The sequence below is a fragment of the Variovorax sp. Varisp36 genome (assembly GCF_047304235.1).
Lineage (GTDB): Bacteria > Pseudomonadota > Gammaproteobacteria > Burkholderiales > Burkholderiaceae_C > Variovorax.
Genome location: NZ_JBGLYU010000064.1, coordinates 1 through 16,919, shown reverse-complemented (window position 1 = coordinate 16,919; position 16,919 = coordinate 1). Strand labels below are relative to the sequence as shown.

The following is a 16,919-nucleotide window of genomic DNA, read 5'->3' as shown; positions in this document are numbered from 1 at the left end:
TTGCTTCAGGCCAGCGCCGCGTCGGTGTCCATCAGCACCTTGCTGCCGGCGCGCGCGGTGCGCATCAGCGTCGCGGTCTCGGGGAACAGCTTGGCGAAGTAGAAGCGCGCGGTCTGCAGCTTGGCGACATAGAACGGATCGGTGTTGCCGGCGGCGATCTCGCGCAGCGCGACCTGCGCCATGCGGGCGAACAGGTAGCCGAACACGAAGTGACCGGCCACGCGCAGGTAGTCGACGGCGGCGGCGCCCACTTCGTCGGGGTTCTGGAAGCCCTTGAAGCCGATCTCGGTCGTGAACTTGGTGAGCTGGTCGCCCAGCATCGCGATCGGGTTGATGAACTCGGCCATCTTCTCGTTCACACCCTCTTCTTCCACCAGCTTGCCCACGAGCTTGCCGAACTTCTTCAGCGACGCGCCGTTGTTGCCCAGCACCTTGCGGCCCAACAGGTCCAGCGACTGGATGGTGTTGGTGCCTTCATAGATCATGTTGATGCGGTTGTCGCGCACGAACTGCTCCATGCCCCATTCCTTGATGAAGCCGTGGCCGCCGAACACCTGCATGCAGGCGTTGGTGGAAATGTGGCCGTTGTCGGTGATGAAGGCCTTGACGATGGGGGTCAGCAGCGCGACCAACTCACCCGAGTCCTTGCGCACCTTCTCGTCAGGGTGGTTGTGTTCCTTGTCGAGCAGCAGCGTGCAGAAGATCTGCAGCGCGCGGCCGCCTTCGGCATAGGCCTTGGCCGTGAGCAGCATCTTGCGCACGTCGGGGTGCACGATGATGGGGTCGGCTTCCTTGTCCTTGGCCTTCACGCCGGAGAGCGAACGCATCTGGATGCGGTCCTTGGCGTAGGCCAGCGCGTTCTGGTAGGCCACTTCGGTCAGGCCGAGCGACTGGTTGCCCACGCCCAGGCGGGCGGCGTTCATCATCACGAACATCGCGGCCAGGCCCTTGTTGGGCTCGCCCACCAGCGTGCCGGTGGCGCCTTCGATCACGATCTGCGCGGTGGCGTTGCCGTGGATGCCCATCTTGTGCTCCAGGCCGGCGCAGAAGATCGGGTTGCGCTCGCCGAGCGAGCCGTCGGCCTTGACCTTGAACTTCGGCACCACGAACAGGCTGATGCCCTTGCTGCCCTTGGGCGCATCGGGCAGGCGGGCCAGCACCAGGTGAATGATGTTGCTGGTCATGTCGTGCTCGCCGGCCGAGATGAAGATCTTGCTGCCGGTGATGCGGTAGGTGCCGTCGGGCTGCGGCTCGGCCTTGGTGCGCAGCAGGCCGAGGTCGGTGCCGCAATGGGGTTCGGTGAGGCACATGGTGCCGGTCCACTCGCCGCTCGTGAGCTTGGGCAGGTAGGTTTTCTTCTGTTCGTCGGTGCCGTGCGCCACCAGCGCCTCGTACGCGCCGTGCGAGAGGCCGGGGTACATGGTCCAGGCCTGGTTGGCGCTGTTGAGCATCTCGAACAGGCACTGGTTCACCACGAAGGGCAGGCCCTGGCCGCCGAAGGCCGGGTCGCACGACAGCGCAGGCCAGCCGCCTTCGACGTACTTGGCGTAGGCGTCCTTGAAGCCCTTGGGCGTCTTCACTTCGTGCGTGGTCTTGTCGAGCACACAGCCCTCTTCGTCGCCGCTGATGTTCAGCGGAAAGGTCACCTCGGCAGCGAACTTGCCGGCCTCCTCGATCACCGCGTTGATGGTGTCGGCGTCGGTTTCGGCGTGGGCCGGCAGCGCCTTGAGTTCCTCGGCGACGTTGAGCACTTCATGCAGCACGAACTGCATGTCGCGCACGGGTGGGTTGTAGGTAGGCATCCGGGACTCTCCTGGTCGAAGCTAGATAGAAAAAAGAAAAAGGGGAAAACAGAAAAGAGGACAGGCCGCGAGCCTCAGCGCACGGTCTTGAGGCGGCGGCCCGCCGGCGCAGTGGCCCCGGCCTTCGGCGCGTCGGGCGTGGCGCTGCGCGCGAGGATGTTGTCGAAGCCGACGTTGGCGCGGCCGATGGAGCCGGGCACCTGAAGAAAGCGCGCCTCGTAGTGCAGCGCGAGGATCAGGCCGTGGATCTCGAACGCCACCTGGCGCTCGTCGGCGTCGGCGCGCAAGTGGCCTTCGCTCTGTGCCTGCACGATGGCGCGCAGCACGGCGGCCTGCCAGATGCTGACCGACTCGACCAGCGCGTCGCGCACCGGACCCGGGCGGTCGTCGAATTCGGAGGCGCCGCTGATGTAGATACAGCCCGAGTCGATCTCGGTCGAGGTGCGCTTCATCCAGTTGGCGAACATGGCGCGCAGGCGCGGCAGGCCGCGCGGCGCCTGGAGGGCGGGAAAGAACACTTCCTGCTCGAAGCGCGCGTGGTATTCGCGCACCACCGAGATCTGCAGTTCCTCGCGCGAGCCGAAGTGGGCGAACACGCCCGACTTGCTCATCTTGGTGATTTCGGCCACGGCGCCGATCGACAGGCCCTCCAGCCCGATCTGCGCGGCCAGCGCCAGCGCGGCGTCGACGATGACGGCCTTGGTCTGCTGGCCCTTCTGGGCGGCGCGGACGGGCTTGGCGGAAACGGCTGTGGCGGACATCGTGGAATTTCCCTGCAAAAAAACGAACGGTCGTTCTATTTTGCAGGGCTTTGCACTTTCGGCCACAAGAGACCTTCAACGGTTGAAGGTTAATTGACGCGGAATGGGGCCGTCGCGGCCCCGTCCCGGCCACTTCCTTTCAGAATTCCTGCGACACCGGCCGCAACACGACTTCGTTGATGTCCACGTTCGCCGGCTGTTCCACCGCGTAGACGACGGCGCGCGCCACCGAATCCGCGGGGATCTGGTTGGCGTCGTAGAACGCCTTCACGCCAGCCGCGCTCTCGGCATCGCTGCTGCCGAACTTCAGCTCCGAATCGACCGCCCCGGGCGACACGATGGTCACGCGCACGCCGCTGTTGCCCACCTCCACACGCAGGCCCTCGGAGATGGCGCGCACCGCATGCTTGGTGGCGCTATACACCGTGCCGATGGGCGTGAACACCTTCAGCCCCGCAATGGAAGCGACGTTGACGATGTGCCCGCCGCCCTGCGCCTGCATGCGCGGCAGCACGGCGGCAATGCCGTAAAGCACGCCCTTGATGTTGACGTCGATGGTGCGGTCCCACTCGTCGACCTTGAGTCTCTCGAGCGGCGACAGCGGCATCACGCCCGCGTTGTTGACCAGCACGTCGATGCGGCCGAAGGCTTCGATGGTGGCGGTAGCGAGCTTGTCGAGTTCGGCGCGCTTCGACACGTCGGTGGCCACGGCGATGGCCTCGCCGCCGGCTTGGCGGATTTCTGCCACGACCTTGTCGAGCCGGTCGGTGCGGCGGGCCGCGAGCACCACCTTCGCGCCGCGCGCGGCAAGGTGGCGCGCCGTCGATTCGCCGAGCCCGCTGCTCGCGCCGGTGACGATGGCGACTTTGCCCTTGATGTTGTCTTGAACGGAGGTCATGGAAATTCCTTTCGGGTGTGTTGAAGAAGTGCATGCAGTGTGGAAAATCCTTGCGTTCCCGTATATGAAATTCTTCCGACTTCAGAATTCCTCAATAAGGAACAGTCCATGTCCAACCGCCTCGAAGCCTTGCGCGTGTTCTGCACCGCCGCCGATGCCGCCAACTTCCGAGACGCCGCGGTGCGGCTGTCGGTGTCGCCGCAGGTGGTGACACGCGCGGTGCGCGAGCTCGAAGACGAACTGGGCGAACCGCTGTTCCACCGCAGCACGCGCGGCGTACAGCTCACCGACTTCGGCCGGCAGCTCGCAGAGCGGGCGCGCGTGGCAGTGGGCGGCGTGGACGACCTCTTTCACCGCGCCGACAGGCGCGCGCTGTCGCAACATGCGGGCACGGTGCGTGTCACTGCGCCGGGCATCTTCGGACGCCGGCTCATTCCGCAGGCGCTGGCGCCGATGCTCGCGGCACACCCCGGGCTGGTGCTGGACCTGCGCGTGTCGGAGGAGCATGCCGACGTGGTCGACCAGCAGATCGACATCGGCGTGCGCGTGGGCCCGCTGCGCGACGCACGCTTCGTTGCGAGGCCAGTGGGAAGGATGGCGCTGCACGTGGTGGCCGCGCCCGCACTCGTCGCGCGCACCGGCGTGCCGAAGAAGCTGGACGCGCTCGCGGCGCTGCCGCTCACCGCACTGATCGACCGCAAGTCGGGCCGCCCCTGGCCGCTGGTCTTCAGCAAGGGCCGGCAACTGACGGTGACGTCGCCGGCCTTCGTTACCGACGACTTCGACACCGAGTGCGCCGCGGTGCTCGCGGGATTGGGCTTCGCCCAGCTGATCGGGGCACTGGCCGAGCCCTGGCTCGAATCGGGCGCGCTGGTGCCGGTGCTCGAAGCCGACGCGCCGCAGCCGTGGCCGATCTATGTGTACCGCTCGCAGCGCGCGCCGGTGCCGGCGCGCGTGCGACTGGTGTACGACGAACTGATCCGCGTGCTGCGCTGAACGCTACGGCAGGCCGCACGTCCTCTGCCACGCACCGGGCGTGAAGCCGAACTGGCGCGCGAAGATGCGCGTCATGTGGCTCTGGTCCGCGAAGCCGCTTGCAGCAGCGGCGTCCGCGAGGCCCGTGCCGCGGCGGATCAGGCCGCGTGCGCGTTCGGCGCGCTGCAGCAGCAGCCACGCGTGGGGCGGCACGCCATAGGCCTTCTCGAAGCGCCGCAGCACCTGGTACTTGCCGAGGCCGGTCATCGCGGCGAGTTCGTCGAGCGTGGGCGCGGCGAGCAAGTCGTCGGCGAGGCGCTCGCGCACCAGCCGCACATCACCACCGATCTCGGGCAGCGCAACGGCGGTGGAATGGGCGTCGAGCAACACGCCGCAGACTTCGGCCAGCGATTCTTCGCAGGCCAGCGCCTCGGCGCCTGCGGCGTTGGCCGTGGCACAGCGCCACTCATCGAGGCGGGCGAACAGGCGGCGCAGCGTGTGGAGCAGCCGCACGTCCTGGAGCACGGGCCGCGTGAATTCGATGCCGGCGTCCACAACGCCTTCGCGCATGCCAGCCATCACGGCCGCATCGAAATACACCATGCGCCAACGGCGCGACGGGCCGCCGAGCGGCCGGCCGTCGTGCACTTCGCCGGGGTTGGTGGTGATCAGGTCGCCCGCATAGGCATCGACCCTGCCGCGGCCGCTGGCCGAGCTTTGCGCGCCATGGTCGAGCAGGCCGACGCCGTAGGTCGAATGCCAGTGCCGGCCGTAGTGGCGGGCACTGTCCATCGCGGTGGCATGGACGCCCTCCCAGGGCGTTCCAAAGACCTGCGAGCGATGGTCCGGCGGCGTCTTCATCCGCCGGATGATCTCAGAGAACGGTGCTCAGAGCTTGAAGGGAATCACTTCCTGGCGTTGTTCGCCCAGGCCTTCGATGCCGAGCGTCATCACGTCGCCCTTCTTCAGGAACAACGGCGGCTTCATGCCCATGCCCACGCCGGGCGGCGTGCCGGTGGTGATCACGTCGCCGGGCATCAGGGTCATGAACTGGCTTACGTAGCTCACGATCTTGGCGACGCTGAAGATCATGGTCCTGGTGCTGCCCGTCTGCACGCGCTGGCCGTTCAGGTCGAGCCACATCGAGAGCTTCTGCGGGTTCTCGATTTCGTCGCGCGTGACGAGCCAGGGGCCGAGCGGGCCGAAGGTGTCGCAACCCTTGCCCTTGTCCCAGGTGCCGCCGCGCTCGATCTGGTATTCGCGCTCGCTGACGTCGTTGATGGTGCAGTAGCCGGCCACATAGTCGAGCGCGCTCTTCTGCGACACATAGCGGGCGCGCGTGCCGATGACCACGCCGAGCTCGACTTCCCAGTCGGTCTTGACAGAGCCCTTGGGCAGCATCACGGGGTCGTTCGGCCCCTGGATGCAGCTGTTGGCCTTCATGAACACCACGGGCTCCTTGGGCACCGGCAGGCCGGACTCGGCCGCGTGGTCCGCGTAGTTGAGGCCGATGGCGATGAACTTGCCGACGTTGGCCACGGGGCTGCCGAAACGAGGCTTGCCCTTGACCAGCGGCAGCTTGTCGAGCTTCTGCTTGCGCAGCTTGGCAATGGCGGCATCGCCGAGCTGGTCGGGACCGATGTCCTTGACGACCGCGCTCAGGTCGCGCAGCTGGCCCTTGTCGTCGATGAGGCCGGGCTTTTCCTTGCCGGGGTTGCCATAGCGGACGAGTTTCATGCTTTCCTTTCAGTGCATTGAATCAATACGTGGAGCGGCCACTGGAGAGGTCGAAGACCGCAGCGGTGGCCCGCGAAGTCGAGCGGGTCATATGGTGATGCCGCCGTCGACCGTGAAGGCCTGTCCGGTAGCGAAGATCGATTCGTCGCTCGCAAGGAACACCACCACCGGCGCGATCTCCTCGGCCTGCGCGAGCCGGCCCATGGGCTGGCGCGCGATGAAGGCCTTGCGGGCGGCATCGGGGTCGGCGTTGGCGTTGATACGGTCGCCGAGCGAAGGCGTATCGACCGTGCCCGGGCACACGGCATTGCAGCGGATGCCCCGGGCCACGTAGTCGGCCGCCACGCTCTTGGTAAGGCCCAGCACCGCCGCCTTGGTGGTGCCGTAGACAAAGCGGTTGGGCAGCCCCTTCATGCTGGAGCACACGCTCGCCATGTTGATGATGCTGCCGCGCCCGGCCGCCAGCATGCCGGGCAGCACGGCCTGGATGGTCCACATCTGCGCGCGCACGTTGAGGCTGAAGGCAAACAGCAGCTCGTCGTCGGTGGCCTGCTCGATGGTGCCGTTGTGCACCACGCCCGCGCAGTTGAAGAGAACGTCGAGCGCGGGCAGCTTCGCCACCAGCGCGCCGATGGCGGCCTTGTCGAGCACGTCGAGCTTGAGCGCCGTGACGTTGGGCATGCCGGCGTAGCGTTCGAGCAGCTTTTCGTTGACGTCGGTGGCCCAGACCTGCGCGCCTTCGGCCGCCATGGCGAGCACGCTGGCACGGCCGATGCCCTGGCCTGCGGCGGTGACCAGCGCGGTCTTTCCCTTCAATCTCATGGGTGTCTCCTCGGGTTAGGCCCGATGTTGATCCGGGCGGTGTATCGTATTCTGAATTGGCCTTACCACTTGTCCAATTCAGGACAACCCTTAACCCGTTCGATTTCCTCTTTTCGTTCCCGTGCCGATCCAGACCCTCGAACCCCAGCGCCTCTACCGCCAGATTGCCGAGCAGCTGCGCGTGCTCATCGGCAAGGGCGAGTTCGCGGTGGGCGCGCGCATTCCCGCCGAGCGCGACCTGGCCGCGCAGCTGGGCGTGAGCCGGCCTTCGGTGCGCGAGGCGCTGATTGCGCTGGAGGTCGAAGGCTGGGTCGAGATCCGCACCGGCTCGGGCGTGTACGTGCTCGACAGGTCGCACCGAGCGGCCCCGCCAGCCAACGGCGCAGCCGGCGTCGAATGGGGCCCGCTCGAAATCATCCGCGCGCGCCGCCTGGTGGAAGGCGAGACCGCCGCCACCGCGGCCCAGTACGGCAAGCGCAAGGACGTGGACGCCATGCGCCGCGCGATCCGCATGATGCGCGAGATGGCTGCACGCAACGAGGTGCCGCACGAGGGCGACCGCGCCTTCCACCTGGCCATCGTCAACGCGTGCGACAACGTGGTGCTGACCGAGACGGTGCAGGGCTTCTGGGAGTCGCGGCATGGGCCGATCTTCGCCCGGATGATCGATTACTTCGAGACCATGGACTCGTGGCAGGCCGCCATCGGCGAGCACGAAGCCATCCTCGACGCCATCGCGGCGCACGATCCGGCCGCGGCGCGCGACGCAATGCACCATCACATGGACAAGTTCCACCAGCGGTTCAGCGCGAGCTGGCGCCGCACCAAGGCCTCCTGACAAACAAACAAACAAGCGCTGGCAGACACTCACGATGACTCCCTACATCCGACTCCACCCCGCCGATGACGTCGTCATCGCGCGCTCGCAACTGCTCGGCGGCACCGTCGTCGAGAACGTGGCCGTGCGCGGCCTGATCCCGCCGGGCCACAAGATCGCCATGCGCGCCATCGCGCCGGGCGAGCCTGTGCGCCGCTACAACCAGATCATCGGTTTCGCGAGCAAGCCCATCGCCGCCGGCGAGCACGTGCACACGCAGAACCTCGACATGGGTCCGGACAAGGGAGATTTCGAACGCGACTACGCCTTCGGCGCCGACGTGAAGCCCGCGCCCGCCAAGCGCGAGGCCACCTTCATGGGCATCAAGCGCGCCGACGGCCGCGTGGCCACGCGCAACTACATCGGCGTGCTGACCAGCGTGAACTGCTCGGCCACGGCCGCGCGCGCCATTGCCGATCACTTCTCGCGCAAGACCAATCCGCAAGCACTTGCGGCGTTCCCGAACGTCGATGGCGTGGTCGCGCTCACGCACGGCACCGGCTGCGGCATGGACACCGAGGGCATGGGCATGCAGATTTTGGAGCGCACGCTCACGGGATACGCCACGCACCCAAACTTCGCGGGCGTGCTGGTCGTCGGGCTCGGCTGCGAGGCCAACCAGATCAACGCCTGGCTCGCGACCGGCCACCTGGCCGAGGGCGAGAACTTCCGCACCTTCAACATCCAGGACACCGGCGGCACGCGCAAGACGGTGGAGAAAGGCGTGGCGCTCATCAACGAGATGCTGCCGCGCGCCAACGCGGTGAAGCGCGAGCCATGCAGCGCTGCGCACATCACCATCGGGCTGCAGTGCGGCGGCTCCGACGGTTACTCGGGCATCAGCGCCAACCCGGCGCTGGGCGCGGCGGTCGACCTGCTGGTGGCGCACGGCGGCACCGCCATCCTCAGCGAAACGCCCGAGGTGTATGGCGCCGAGCACCTGCTGACGCGCCGTGCCGTGAAGCGCGAAGTCGGCCAGAAGCTGGTGGACCGCATCAAGTGGTGGGAGCACTACACCGCCATCAACGAAGGCGAGATGAACAACAACCCTTCGCCGGGCAACAAGGCAGGCGGGCTCACCACCATCCTCGAGAAGTCGCTGGGCGCGGTCGCCAAGGGCGGCACGAGCAACCTCGAAGCGGTGTACGAATACGCGGAGCCCGTCACCGCGCACGGCTTCGTCTACATGGACACGCCGGGCTACGACCCGGTGAGCGCCACGGGCCAGGTGGCCGGCGGCGCCAACCTGATCTGCTTCACGACCGGGCGTGGCTCGGCGTACGGTTGCGCGCCCTCCCCCTCGCTCAAGCTCGCGACCAACTCGGCGCTTTGGCAGCGGCAGGAAGAAGACATGGACATCAACTGCGGCGAGATCGTGGACGGCACCGCATCGATCCAGGAGATGGGCCAGCGAATCTTCGAACTGGTGCTCGCGACCGCCTCGGGCGCGCAATCGAAAAGCGAGCAGCACGGCTACGGGCAGAACGAGTTCGTTCCGTGGCAGGTCGGCGCCGTGATGTGAATCCATCGACAAGGAACCCCATGGCCACACTCCCCTTCGGTTTCCTCGACGGCACCGGCTTCGAACACCTGGACCGTCGCTTCAAGACCTGCATTCCCGGCCCCGAGCGGGTGCAACGCCTGTGGACCGGTGCGCGCTGGTGCGAAGGCCCCGCCTGGTTCGGCGCGCACCGCACGCTGGTGTGGTCCGACATTCCCAACAACCGCATGCTGCGCTACGACGAGGTCAACGGCACGGTCGGCATCTTCCGCGAGCCGTCGAACAACGCCAATGGCCACACGGTCGACTGCGAGGGCCGGCTCGTGAGCTGCGAGCACCTCACGCGGCGCGTGACGCGCACAGAGCACGACGGATCGATCACCGTGCTGGCTTCGCACTGGCAGGGCAAGCGGCTCAATTCACCGAACGACGTGGTCGTGCATTCGGACGGCGGCGTGTGGTTCACCGACCCGAGCTACGGCATCCTCTCCGACTACGAAGGCCTGAAGGCGGACAGCGAGATCGGCGCCTGCCACGTCTACCGCATCGACCCCGCGAGCGGCGAGGTCGAGCGCATGGCCGACGACTTCGTGAAGCCCAACGGGCTGGCGTTCTCGCCCGACGAATCGCTGCTGTACATCGCCGACACCGGCGCGAGCCATGCGGCGGACGGGCCGCGTCACATTCGCCGCTTCAAGGTGGGCGCCGACGGCCGCACCCTGAGCGGAGGCGAAGTGTTTGCCGAATGCACCAGCGGCCTGTTCGACGGCTTCCGCCTCGACACCGAAGGCCGCATCTGGACCAGCGCGCTCGATGGCGTGCACGCCTACCACCCCGACGGCACGCTGCTCGGCAAGATCCTGCTGCCCGAACGCGTGGCCAACGTCTGCTTCGGCGGGCCGAAGCGCAATCGCCTTTTCATTTGTGCGACCACGTCGCTCTATGCCATCACGCTGAACGCGAAGGGAGTCTGATCCATGTCCAGAACACTGGGGGCCGATGGCCTGCAAGCCACCGTCGCCCGCATCCTCGAAGCCGCAGGCAGCACGCCGGCCGAAGCACAACAGGTGGCCGCCAACCTCGTGCTGGCGAACCTCAGCGGCCACGACTCGCACGGCGTGGGCATGCTGCCACGGTACGTCGACGCGGTGGCCGAGGGCGGGCTGAAGCCGAACGCCGCCGTGCGCGTCAACCTCGACATCGGCACGCTGATGGGGCTGGACGGCCAGCACGGCTATGGCCAGATCGTCGGCGTGCAGGCGATGGAGCTCGGCATTGCGCGGGCGAAGCAGCACGGCAGTTGCATCTTCACGCTCTCGCATGCGCACCACCTGGGGCGCATCGGGCATTTCGCCGAGATGGCGACGGCGCAGGGACTGGTGTCGATGCACTTCGTCAATGTGCTGTCGCGTCCGGTGGTCGCGCCCTGGGGCGGCGGCGACGGGCGCTTCGGCACCAACCCGTGCTGCATCGGCATTCCGCTCGCGGGCGCGGACCCCTTCGTGCTCGACTACGCGACCAGCCGCGTCGCGCAGGGAAAGATGCGCGTGGCGCACAACAAGGGCGAGCGCGTACCCGACGGCTACCTGATCGACGAGAACGGCGCACCGACCAACGACCCCGGCGTGGTGGTCGTGCCGCAGGGCAACGGCCTGTTCGGCGCGCTCATGACCTTCGGCGAGCACAAGGGCTACGGCATGGCCGTGGCGTGCGAGCTGCTGGGCGGTGCACTCACGGGCGGTGGCACATGGCACCGGCCGGCCGACACGGCCCGCACGGTGCTCAACGGCATGCTGACGGTGCTGATCGACCCGGCACGCCTGGGCACGCAGACTTCGTTCGACCAGGAGGCGCGGGAGTTCGTCGAATGGCTGCGGCAGAGCCCGCCGGGACAGGGCTTCGACGAGGTGCAGATTGCCGGCGAACCGGAGCGCAAGGCGCGGGCTGCGCGGCGGCGGGACGGGATCTGGGTCGATGAGGCGACGTGGGGGGAGATCGTCACGGCGGGTGCCAAGGTGGGCATTGCCATCGCGTAAGGGCTTGACGACGGCTAACGGCGCGCGCTTTGCGACTTCTGACTCAGCACGAGCGCGATGCCTCCCAGGATCGCCACGGAGGCGGCCGCCAGCCGCGGCGTGATCGCCTCGGACAGGAACAGCACGCCACCAAATGCGGCCAGCAGCGGCACCGACAGCTGCACGGTGGCTGCCCGCATCGCCGAAAGGCGGCCCAGCACCGCATACCAGACGACATAGCCGAGACCCGAGGTCAGCGCACCGGAAGCCACGGCCAGGGCGACGCCGGTCGCGTCCGCATGAGCGCTTGCCACGAAGCCCAGGCTCAGCGCGAGCGCGAGCGGCACCGCCCGCGTGAAGTTGCGCGCAGTGGCGGCCAGCGGGTCGGCCACGCCGCGGCCGCGCAATGAATACAGGCCCCACGCCACGCCCGCCACCGCCATCAGCACGGCGCCGAAGAGCGGCGGCGCGGAAATCCCCGGTGACACCAGGTACACGAGTCCGACCACCGCCAGGGCGAAACCGAACCATGCAGCAGGCCCGAAGCGCTCGCCGGAGCCCAGACCCGCACCAAGCATCGTGAGCTGAACCGCACCGAACAGGATCAGCGCACCCGTTCCCGCGGGCAGGCTGAGGTAGGCGAAAGAGAAGAACGCGACATAGGCGAACAGCATGGCGGCGGCAAGCCAGTCGGCCCGCCCGGCCACAGACGGCCGTACCCTGAGCCGCACGACGAGCGCGAGCGTGATTGCCCCGGAAACCAGTCTGATGCTGCCGAAGCTGGCGGGATCGATGCCCCGTTGCTGCAGCGCGAGCCTGCACAACAGCGAATTGGCTGCGAACGCGACCATGGCCACAGCGGTAAGGGCGATGGTCTGCAGGAGGGACGGGCCGCGGCGCCCTTCAGACATGGCTTCAGACATGCATCGCCACCATGAAGGCGGCCCAGCCCAGCAACGCGAACCCAAGCGGCGCGCTGAGACGATGGCCCCAGGGAACGTTCTTTTCTACCGCCATGACGGCCGCGAGCAGAAGCATCCAGCCGAGGCTGCCGGTGCCGAGCGCGAACATCAACAACATCAGCGCCCAGCAGCAGCCGACGCAGAACAGGCCGTGGTGCGTGCCCAGCGCGAACGCATGCCTGGCCTGCGCCTGCCCCCGCCAATGCTCGACGACGAAGCTCAGCGGCGTGCGGCACTTCTCCAGGCACCGGTGCTTGAGACGGCTGAACTGGAAGGCTCCAGCCAGCGCGATGGTCGCGGCACCGATCACCCAGCCGTGCCAGGCCAGGGTCGGCGCGCTGGCGAGCAGGGCCAGCACCGCACTGTGGAGTGCGTGCGCCAGCAACCCGAAGGCGCCCCACACCGCCATGTAGCCCAGCCCCAGCAGCACGAGAAGGCGTCCATGGTCCGGGCGCCCCTCGGTCAACCGGTCGAAGGCGTTGAACAACGGAAGCGTCGTCGGCAGCATCATGGCCGCCGTCATGAGAATCCACGAAGCGGCATAGAGCACCATGGGCACGACCACGTCGCCGGCGGGAACGACCTGGCACAGGAACGCGGCCGGCCCCGAGGCGGTCCAGTCGCCGTGTTCGAGATAGCGTCCGTAGGGACTGCGCGCCCAGGCCCACAACGCCATCCACGCGAGCGTGATCAGCGCAGCAAGCACCGGCAGGAACACACGGCGGTGGCGCGAGACGTTGCGCGGCGGCGAGCCGGCCGCCGGGTTCATTGGGCAACCTTCGTGCTTCGCACTGCGGTGCGAACTTGCTTGGGGCGGCCCCGCGCGGCGCTCATGCGTCGAAGACGAAGGTGCTCTGCAGCGCGTTGTGGTTCTTGATGTCGAGGTCGATGCCCAGCGCGGCATTCTTCGAACGGTAGGTCGGGGCCTTGCCGACGAACACCGGCGCGCCCGGAACCGTCGAGAACACGGTGTCGGAAAGGGTGGTCTGGCCGCCGGTCGCGCCGCGGTAGGGCTCGAGTTCGGCGTAGTAGTCCTTGCCGATCTCCAGCTCGCCCTTGCCGTTGTTCACGGTGAAGCGGATCGGCGCCCGCTCGACCGACACGACCTGGCCGATGAGCTTGGCCAGGTCGGCGATCGGTCCGCCGGCCTGCCCGGTGTAGACCTTGAGCAGCGCTTCTTCCTGCTCCTTGGAGGCGCTTTCGTCGACGAAGATCGCCGCCGTCCAGTTGCCTTCCAGGATGTTTCCGGGCACATGCGCCACGGCCGCGATGGTATTGCCGCCGACGTCGATGCCGTCGATCGTTCCCTTGTCGATGCGCCACGCGACGATCGTGTCGCAGGTGCCGTTGTCAGGATCCTCGCCGATCCAGCAGGGACAAAGGACGTTGCAGTTGCATACCTCGAGCAGGCGACCTTCCAGGTGATAGCTCATACGAACCTCCGTTCAAGAAGCCACACGAACACGGACTTGTCGCCGCGACGGGGCGGCAAGGGGCGCTGATCCTACGCTTCGCAACGAAGCAAGTCGAGCGCGGTGCCGGGCTCCGCGCCGTCACCTGGGTACCCTGTGGGCTCGCAGTTCGATCAGCCATCGCCCCGACAGGGACGAATCAAACGATCAAGGCGATCGTTGCTTCGAGGTGCTCGGACGGCGCACGGCGGAAACCCGAGCGCGCAAAGCGCTGGAGCTGCCCGACCACGAAGGCCGTGAGCGCCGCGGCGCGCACCTGGGCGTCGACGCTGGGCGTGGCCGAGCCGTCGGCCGCGGCGGCGCCGCGCAGCACCTGGCGCAGCGTGGCTTCGATCTTGTCGAAGAACTGGTTCATGCGCTGCTGCAGGCGCTCGTTTTCGTAGACCAGCGCATCGCCCACCATGACGCGGGTCATGCCGGGGTTGCGCTCGGCGAACTGGACCAGCAGCGCGAGGATCTTGGCGGCCTGCTGAGCGCCGGTGGCGCCCTCGCGCTCCAGGATCTGGTTGACCAGCGTGAAGACGCTCTGCTCGATGAAGTCGATCAGGCCCTCGAACATCTGGGCCTTGCTGGCGAAGTGGCGGTAAAGCGCGGCCTCGCTCACTTCGAGCCGCGCAGCCAGCGCAGCGGTGGTGACCCGCTCGGCGCCGGGCTGCTCGAGCATGGCGGCGAGCGCCTGCAGGATCTGCACGCGCCGCTCACCCGGCTTGGGGCGCTTGCGCGTCGGGGGGGTAAGCGTGTCCGCAGAGGTCTCTACGCCGGAAGCACTGGTCGTCTCTTCGTTCTGCATGGGAGCGCGTGCAAAGATGTAATCAATTGATTCTCGCACAGGGCTGTGAGCACGCGCCGTCCCGTTCAGCGCGCCCGAATCATCGTCCCGTAAGCCTGGTCGGTCAGGATCTCCAGCAGCATCGCGTGCGGCACCCGGCCGTCGATGATGTGCACCGCGTTCACGCCGCTCTTGGCCGCGTCGAGCGCGCCTTCGATCTTGGGCAGCATGCCGCCCGAGATCGTGCCGTCGGCGAACAGGTCGTCGATTTCTCGCGCGCTCAGGTTGGTGAGCAGCTTGCCGTCCTTGTCGAGCACGCCGGGCGTGTTGGTCAGCAGCATGAGCTTCTCGGCCTTGAGCACGGTGGCGAGCTTGCCGGCGACGACGTCGGCGTTGATGTTGTAGCTCTCGTTCTCCTCGCCGAAGCCGATCGGACTCACGACGGGGATGAAGGCGTCGTCCTGCAGCGCCTTGACCACGCTGGGGTCGATGGAGACGATGTCGCCGACCTGCCCTACGTCATGGTGCAGGTTCGGGTCGGTGCGGTCGGCCAGCTTGAGCTTCTGCGCGCGAATCAGGCCGCCGTCGCGCCCGGTCAGGCCCACGGCCTTGCCGCCAGCCTGGTTGATCAGGCCCACGATGTCCTGCTGCACCTCTCCGGCCAGCACCCATTCGACGACCTCCATGGTCTCGGCGTCGGTCACGCGCATGCCCTGGATGAAGCTGCCCTTCTTGCCGAGCTTGTTGAGTGCCGCCTCGATCTGCGGGCCGCCGCCGTGCACCACCACCGGGTTCATGCCGACCAGCTTCAGCAGCACCACGTCTTCCGCGAAGTCGGCCTGCAGCGCCGGATCGGTCATGGCATTGCCGCCGTACTTGATGACGATGGTCTTGCCGTGGAACTTGCGGATGTACGGCAGCGCCTGGGCCAGGATCTCGGCCTTGTCGCGGGGGGGGATGTTGAGGACGGGGTCGGTCATGGGCGGTCAGGCTCCAAAGCAACAGTGGACGATCAGGTGAGGCTCAAATTCTCGCGCAATCGCGGTGACAGCCGACTGACTGCGCGGGAACACCGTGGAACCGGCTTTGCCGGGCCACACCGGTGTTGTCCCCTGCAAGGGGGTTGGCGCAGCGACATGAAGTGCGCGAAGCCTGGGGGTGTGCCGGTTCACGGGCGCAGCCAGCGCGGCACCTTGAAACGCACGATCATCAGGTACGCGCCCACATAGGTCGTGACAAACAGCAGGCAGAAGAACATCAGCACGATGGTGTTGTTCCAGAACAGCACGGCCGGTACCACCGACAGCGCAGCAAACATCCAGAGGTATGGCGAGGTGCGGTTGTTGCGCGCGAGCAGTTGCCGTGCTTCGTCGTCCGCGAAGGCCACGCGCACGATGCGGCGGAAGATCAGCTGGTGGAAATGCAGTGCATCGGCCGTGCCGGGCGACTGCCCGCGGGCCAGCTTGCGGTAGATGGAGAATAGCGTCTCCCACACCGGGTAGATCAGCAGCAGCATCGGGAACCAAGGCGACACCACGCGGTGGCGCTGCACCAGCGTCACGCAGGCCACGGCGATCACCATGCCCCAGACGTAGGCGCCGCCGTCGCCGGCGAAGATCTTGCCGCGCGGGTAGTTCCACACCAGGAAGCCGAAGGTGGCTCCCACCAGGCAGATCACCATGGCCGCCAGCTGCCGGTCGCCGACCTGCAACGCCACGTGGGAAATTGCCAGGCACACCAGCACGGCGACCGTGCCCGCCAAGCCGTTGTAGCCGTCGATGATATTGAAGGCATGCGGCAGGCCGCCGATGGCCAGGGCCGCGAACAGCACGGTGGCAAAGGGAATCATCGCCAGCCAGCCGTCGACCGTTTCGGAGCCGGTGCGCGCCACGCCCAGCCCAAGCACCCAGCACACGAGCAGCGCAGAGCCGATGGTGAGCCCCAGTCGGTAGCGCACCTTGACGTTCTGGGTGACGTCTTCGACGATGCCGCCCAGCACTGCCGGCGCGATGCACAGCAGCGTGAGCATCGAGGTCTTGACGGGCCACGACACGTTGAACGGATCGGTGCCGGTGACGCCGGCCGCCAGCCATGCCACGCCCATGCCCAGCAGGATGCCCGCACCGCCCAGGCGCGGCACATGGCCTTTGTGGAAGCGCTGAGGCATGTCGGCGCCATAGAGGCGGGCATGCCTGCGCGCGCGGCGCATGAACAGCTGGACCGCGAAAGCGGCGACGAAGAAACTGATGACGATCAGAGCAATCATGTGTGGGAGTTGGGGAACCCTAGAATTCCCGAGCGAAATTAGACCATGCCCACGCCTCCCTC

The 16,919-nt window shown here is 67.2% G+C and carries 17 protein-coding genes; 5 read left to right on the top strand and 12 right to left on the bottom strand.

The genetic code is table 11. The features are described from left to right. Positions 1-5: 5 nt before the first annotated feature. The 3 genes from ACCD11_RS26460 to ACCD11_RS26450 all read right to left on the bottom strand — a co-directional run bounded on the left by ACCD11_RS26460 (position 6) and on the right by ACCD11_RS26450 (position 3,461). Positions 6-1,802, bottom strand: coding sequence for an acyl-CoA dehydrogenase C-terminal domain-containing protein (locus tag ACCD11_RS26460; protein ID WP_413316096.1), 1,797 nt, complete (start codon positions 1,800-1,802; stop codon positions 6-8). Positions 1,803-1,876: 74 nt separating this feature from the next. Continuing rightward, complete coding sequence (locus ACCD11_RS26455) at positions 1,877-2,563, bottom strand: TetR/AcrR family transcriptional regulator (RefSeq protein ID WP_007834068.1); 687 nt, start codon at positions 2,561-2,563, stop codon at positions 1,877-1,879. A gap of 139 nt (positions 2,564-2,702) precedes the next feature. Continuing rightward, positions 2,703-3,461, bottom strand: a complete 759-nt coding sequence (locus tag ACCD11_RS26450; RefSeq protein WP_413316095.1) for an SDR family oxidoreductase — start codon at positions 3,459-3,461, stop codon at positions 2,703-2,705. 108 nt (positions 3,462-3,569) lie between these two features. Between ACCD11_RS26450 and ACCD11_RS26445 the strand changes: the two genes are divergently transcribed. Further along, positions 3,570-4,457 carry a LysR family transcriptional regulator gene (locus ACCD11_RS26445; RefSeq protein ID WP_413316094.1) on the top strand — a complete coding sequence of 296 codons (888 nt, stop codon included), beginning with the start codon at positions 3,570-3,572 and terminating at the stop codon, positions 4,455-4,457. A 3-nt stretch (positions 4,458-4,460) separates the two neighbouring features. On the opposite strand, the gene ACCD11_RS26440 is transcribed toward ACCD11_RS26445, so the two are convergent. The 3 genes from ACCD11_RS26440 to ACCD11_RS26430 all read right to left on the bottom strand — a co-directional run bounded on the left by ACCD11_RS26440 (position 4,461) and on the right by ACCD11_RS26430 (position 6,995). Then, entirely contained in the window at positions 4,461-5,297 is an 837-nt protein-coding gene (locus ACCD11_RS26440) for an AraC family transcriptional regulator (protein ID WP_413316093.1), read from the bottom strand. 27 nt (positions 5,298-5,324) lie between these two features. After that, positions 5,325-6,173, bottom strand: coding sequence for a fumarylacetoacetate hydrolase family protein (locus ACCD11_RS26435; RefSeq protein WP_007839007.1), 849 nt, complete (start codon positions 6,171-6,173; stop codon positions 5,325-5,327). Positions 6,174-6,260: 87 nt separating this feature from the next. Further along, entirely contained in the window at positions 6,261-6,995 is a 735-nt protein-coding gene (locus ACCD11_RS26430) for an SDR family oxidoreductase (RefSeq protein ID WP_007839005.1), read from the bottom strand. 121 nt (positions 6,996-7,116) lie between these two features. On the opposite strand from ACCD11_RS26430, the gene ACCD11_RS26425 reads away from it, so the two are divergent. From ACCD11_RS26425 to ACCD11_RS26410, 4 genes are read left to right on the top strand one after another with little or no spacing between them, the layout of a single operon-like run. After that, entirely contained in the window at positions 7,117-7,833 is a 717-nt protein-coding gene (locus ACCD11_RS26425; protein WP_007839003.1) for a FadR/GntR family transcriptional regulator, read from the top strand. 34 nt (positions 7,834-7,867) lie between these two features. Further along, on the top strand, positions 7,868-9,394 hold the full coding sequence (locus ACCD11_RS26420; protein ID WP_007839001.1) for a UxaA family hydrolase: 1,527 nt from the start codon (positions 7,868-7,870) through the stop codon (positions 9,392-9,394). Positions 9,395-9,414: 20 nt separating this feature from the next. Further along, on the top strand, positions 9,415-10,347 hold the full coding sequence (locus tag ACCD11_RS26415) for an SMP-30/gluconolactonase/LRE family protein (protein WP_413316092.1): 933 nt from the start codon (positions 9,415-9,417) through the stop codon (positions 10,345-10,347). Between the two features lie 3 nt (positions 10,348-10,350). After that, a complete protein-coding gene (locus tag ACCD11_RS26410) occupies positions 10,351-11,409 on the top strand; it encodes a malate/lactate/ureidoglycolate dehydrogenase (protein ID WP_413316091.1) in 1,059 nt (352 codons plus the stop codon). Positions 11,410-11,423: 14 nt separating this feature from the next. Here ACCD11_RS26410 and ACCD11_RS26405 read toward each other — a convergent pair whose 3' ends face one another. The 6 genes from ACCD11_RS26405 to ACCD11_RS26380 form a co-directional block, all read right to left on the bottom strand. After that, complete coding sequence (locus tag ACCD11_RS26405) at positions 11,424-12,299, bottom strand: DMT family transporter (protein WP_413316106.1); 876 nt, start codon at positions 12,297-12,299, stop codon at positions 11,424-11,426. Positions 12,300-12,303: 4 nt separating this feature from the next. Continuing rightward, entirely contained in the window at positions 12,304-13,119 is an 816-nt protein-coding gene (locus ACCD11_RS26400) for a DUF2182 domain-containing protein (protein WP_413316090.1), read from the bottom strand. Between the two features lie 61 nt (positions 13,120-13,180). After that, the gene (locus tag ACCD11_RS26395; RefSeq protein WP_007838991.1) at positions 13,181-13,783 is read right to left on the bottom strand and encodes a DUF1326 domain-containing protein; all 603 of its coding nucleotides are present in this window, start codon (positions 13,781-13,783) and stop codon (positions 13,181-13,183) included. A gap of 178 nt (positions 13,784-13,961) precedes the next feature. Beyond that, entirely contained in the window at positions 13,962-14,612 is a 651-nt protein-coding gene (gene slmA, locus ACCD11_RS26390; RefSeq protein ID WP_413316089.1) for a nucleoid occlusion factor SlmA, read from the bottom strand. A 65-nt stretch (positions 14,613-14,677) separates the two neighbouring features. Next, a complete protein-coding gene (argB, locus tag ACCD11_RS26385) occupies positions 14,678-15,571 on the bottom strand; it encodes an acetylglutamate kinase (RefSeq protein WP_007838986.1) in 894 nt (297 codons plus the stop codon). Positions 15,572-15,759: 188 nt separating this feature from the next. Further along, positions 15,760-16,857, bottom strand: coding sequence for a glycosyltransferase family 4 protein (locus tag ACCD11_RS26380; RefSeq protein ID WP_413316088.1), 1,098 nt, complete (start codon positions 16,855-16,857; stop codon positions 15,760-15,762). Between the last annotated feature and the right edge of the window lie 62 nt (positions 16,858-16,919).

Excerpts from the sequence above, each read along its gene's own strand:
- ACCD11_RS26460 (WP_413316096.1), bottom strand. The coding sequence starts at position 1,802 with ATGCCTACCTACAACCCACCCGTGCGCGACATGCAGTTCGTGCTGCAT.
- ACCD11_RS26455 (WP_007834068.1), bottom strand. The coding sequence starts at position 2,563 with ATGTCCGCCACAGCCGTTTCCGCCAAGCCCGTCCGCGCCGCCCAGAAG.
- ACCD11_RS26450 (WP_413316095.1), bottom strand. The coding sequence starts at position 3,461 with ATGACCTCCGTTCAAGACAACATCAAGGGCAAAGTCGCCATCGTCACC.
- ACCD11_RS26445 (WP_413316094.1), top strand. The coding sequence starts at position 3,570 with ATGTCCAACCGCCTCGAAGCCTTGCGCGTGTTCTGCACCGCCGCCGAT.
- ACCD11_RS26440 (WP_413316093.1), bottom strand. The coding sequence starts at position 5,297 with ATGAAGACGCCGCCGGACCATCGCTCGCAGGTCTTTGGAACGCCCTGG.
- ACCD11_RS26435 (WP_007839007.1), bottom strand. The coding sequence starts at position 6,173 with ATGAAACTCGTCCGCTATGGCAACCCCGGCAAGGAAAAGCCCGGCCTC.
- ACCD11_RS26430 (WP_007839005.1), bottom strand. The coding sequence starts at position 6,995 with ATGAGATTGAAGGGAAAGACCGCGCTGGTCACCGCCGCAGGCCAGGGC.
- ACCD11_RS26420 (WP_007839001.1), top strand. The coding sequence starts at position 7,868 with ATGACTCCCTACATCCGACTCCACCCCGCCGATGACGTCGTCATCGCG.
- ACCD11_RS26415 (WP_413316092.1), top strand. The coding sequence starts at position 9,415 with ATGGCCACACTCCCCTTCGGTTTCCTCGACGGCACCGGCTTCGAACAC.
- ACCD11_RS26410 (WP_413316091.1), top strand. The coding sequence starts at position 10,351 with ATGTCCAGAACACTGGGGGCCGATGGCCTGCAAGCCACCGTCGCCCGC.
- ACCD11_RS26405 (WP_413316106.1), bottom strand. The coding sequence starts at position 12,299 with ATGTCTGAAGGGCGCCGCGGCCCGTCCCTCCTGCAGACCATCGCCCTT.
- ACCD11_RS26400 (WP_413316090.1), bottom strand. The coding sequence starts at position 13,119 with ATGAACCCGGCGGCCGGCTCGCCGCCGCGCAACGTCTCGCGCCACCGC.
- ACCD11_RS26395 (WP_007838991.1), bottom strand. The coding sequence starts at position 13,783 with ATGAGCTATCACCTGGAAGGTCGCCTGCTCGAGGTATGCAACTGCAAC.
- slmA (WP_413316089.1), bottom strand. The coding sequence starts at position 14,612 with ATGCAGAACGAAGAGACGACCAGTGCTTCCGGCGTAGAGACCTCTGCG.
- argB (WP_007838986.1), bottom strand. The coding sequence starts at position 15,571 with ATGACCGACCCCGTCCTCAACATCCCCCCCCGCGACAAGGCCGAGATC.
- ACCD11_RS26380 (WP_413316088.1), bottom strand. The coding sequence starts at position 16,857 with ATGATTGCTCTGATCGTCATCAGTTTCTTCGTCGCCGCTTTCGCGGTC.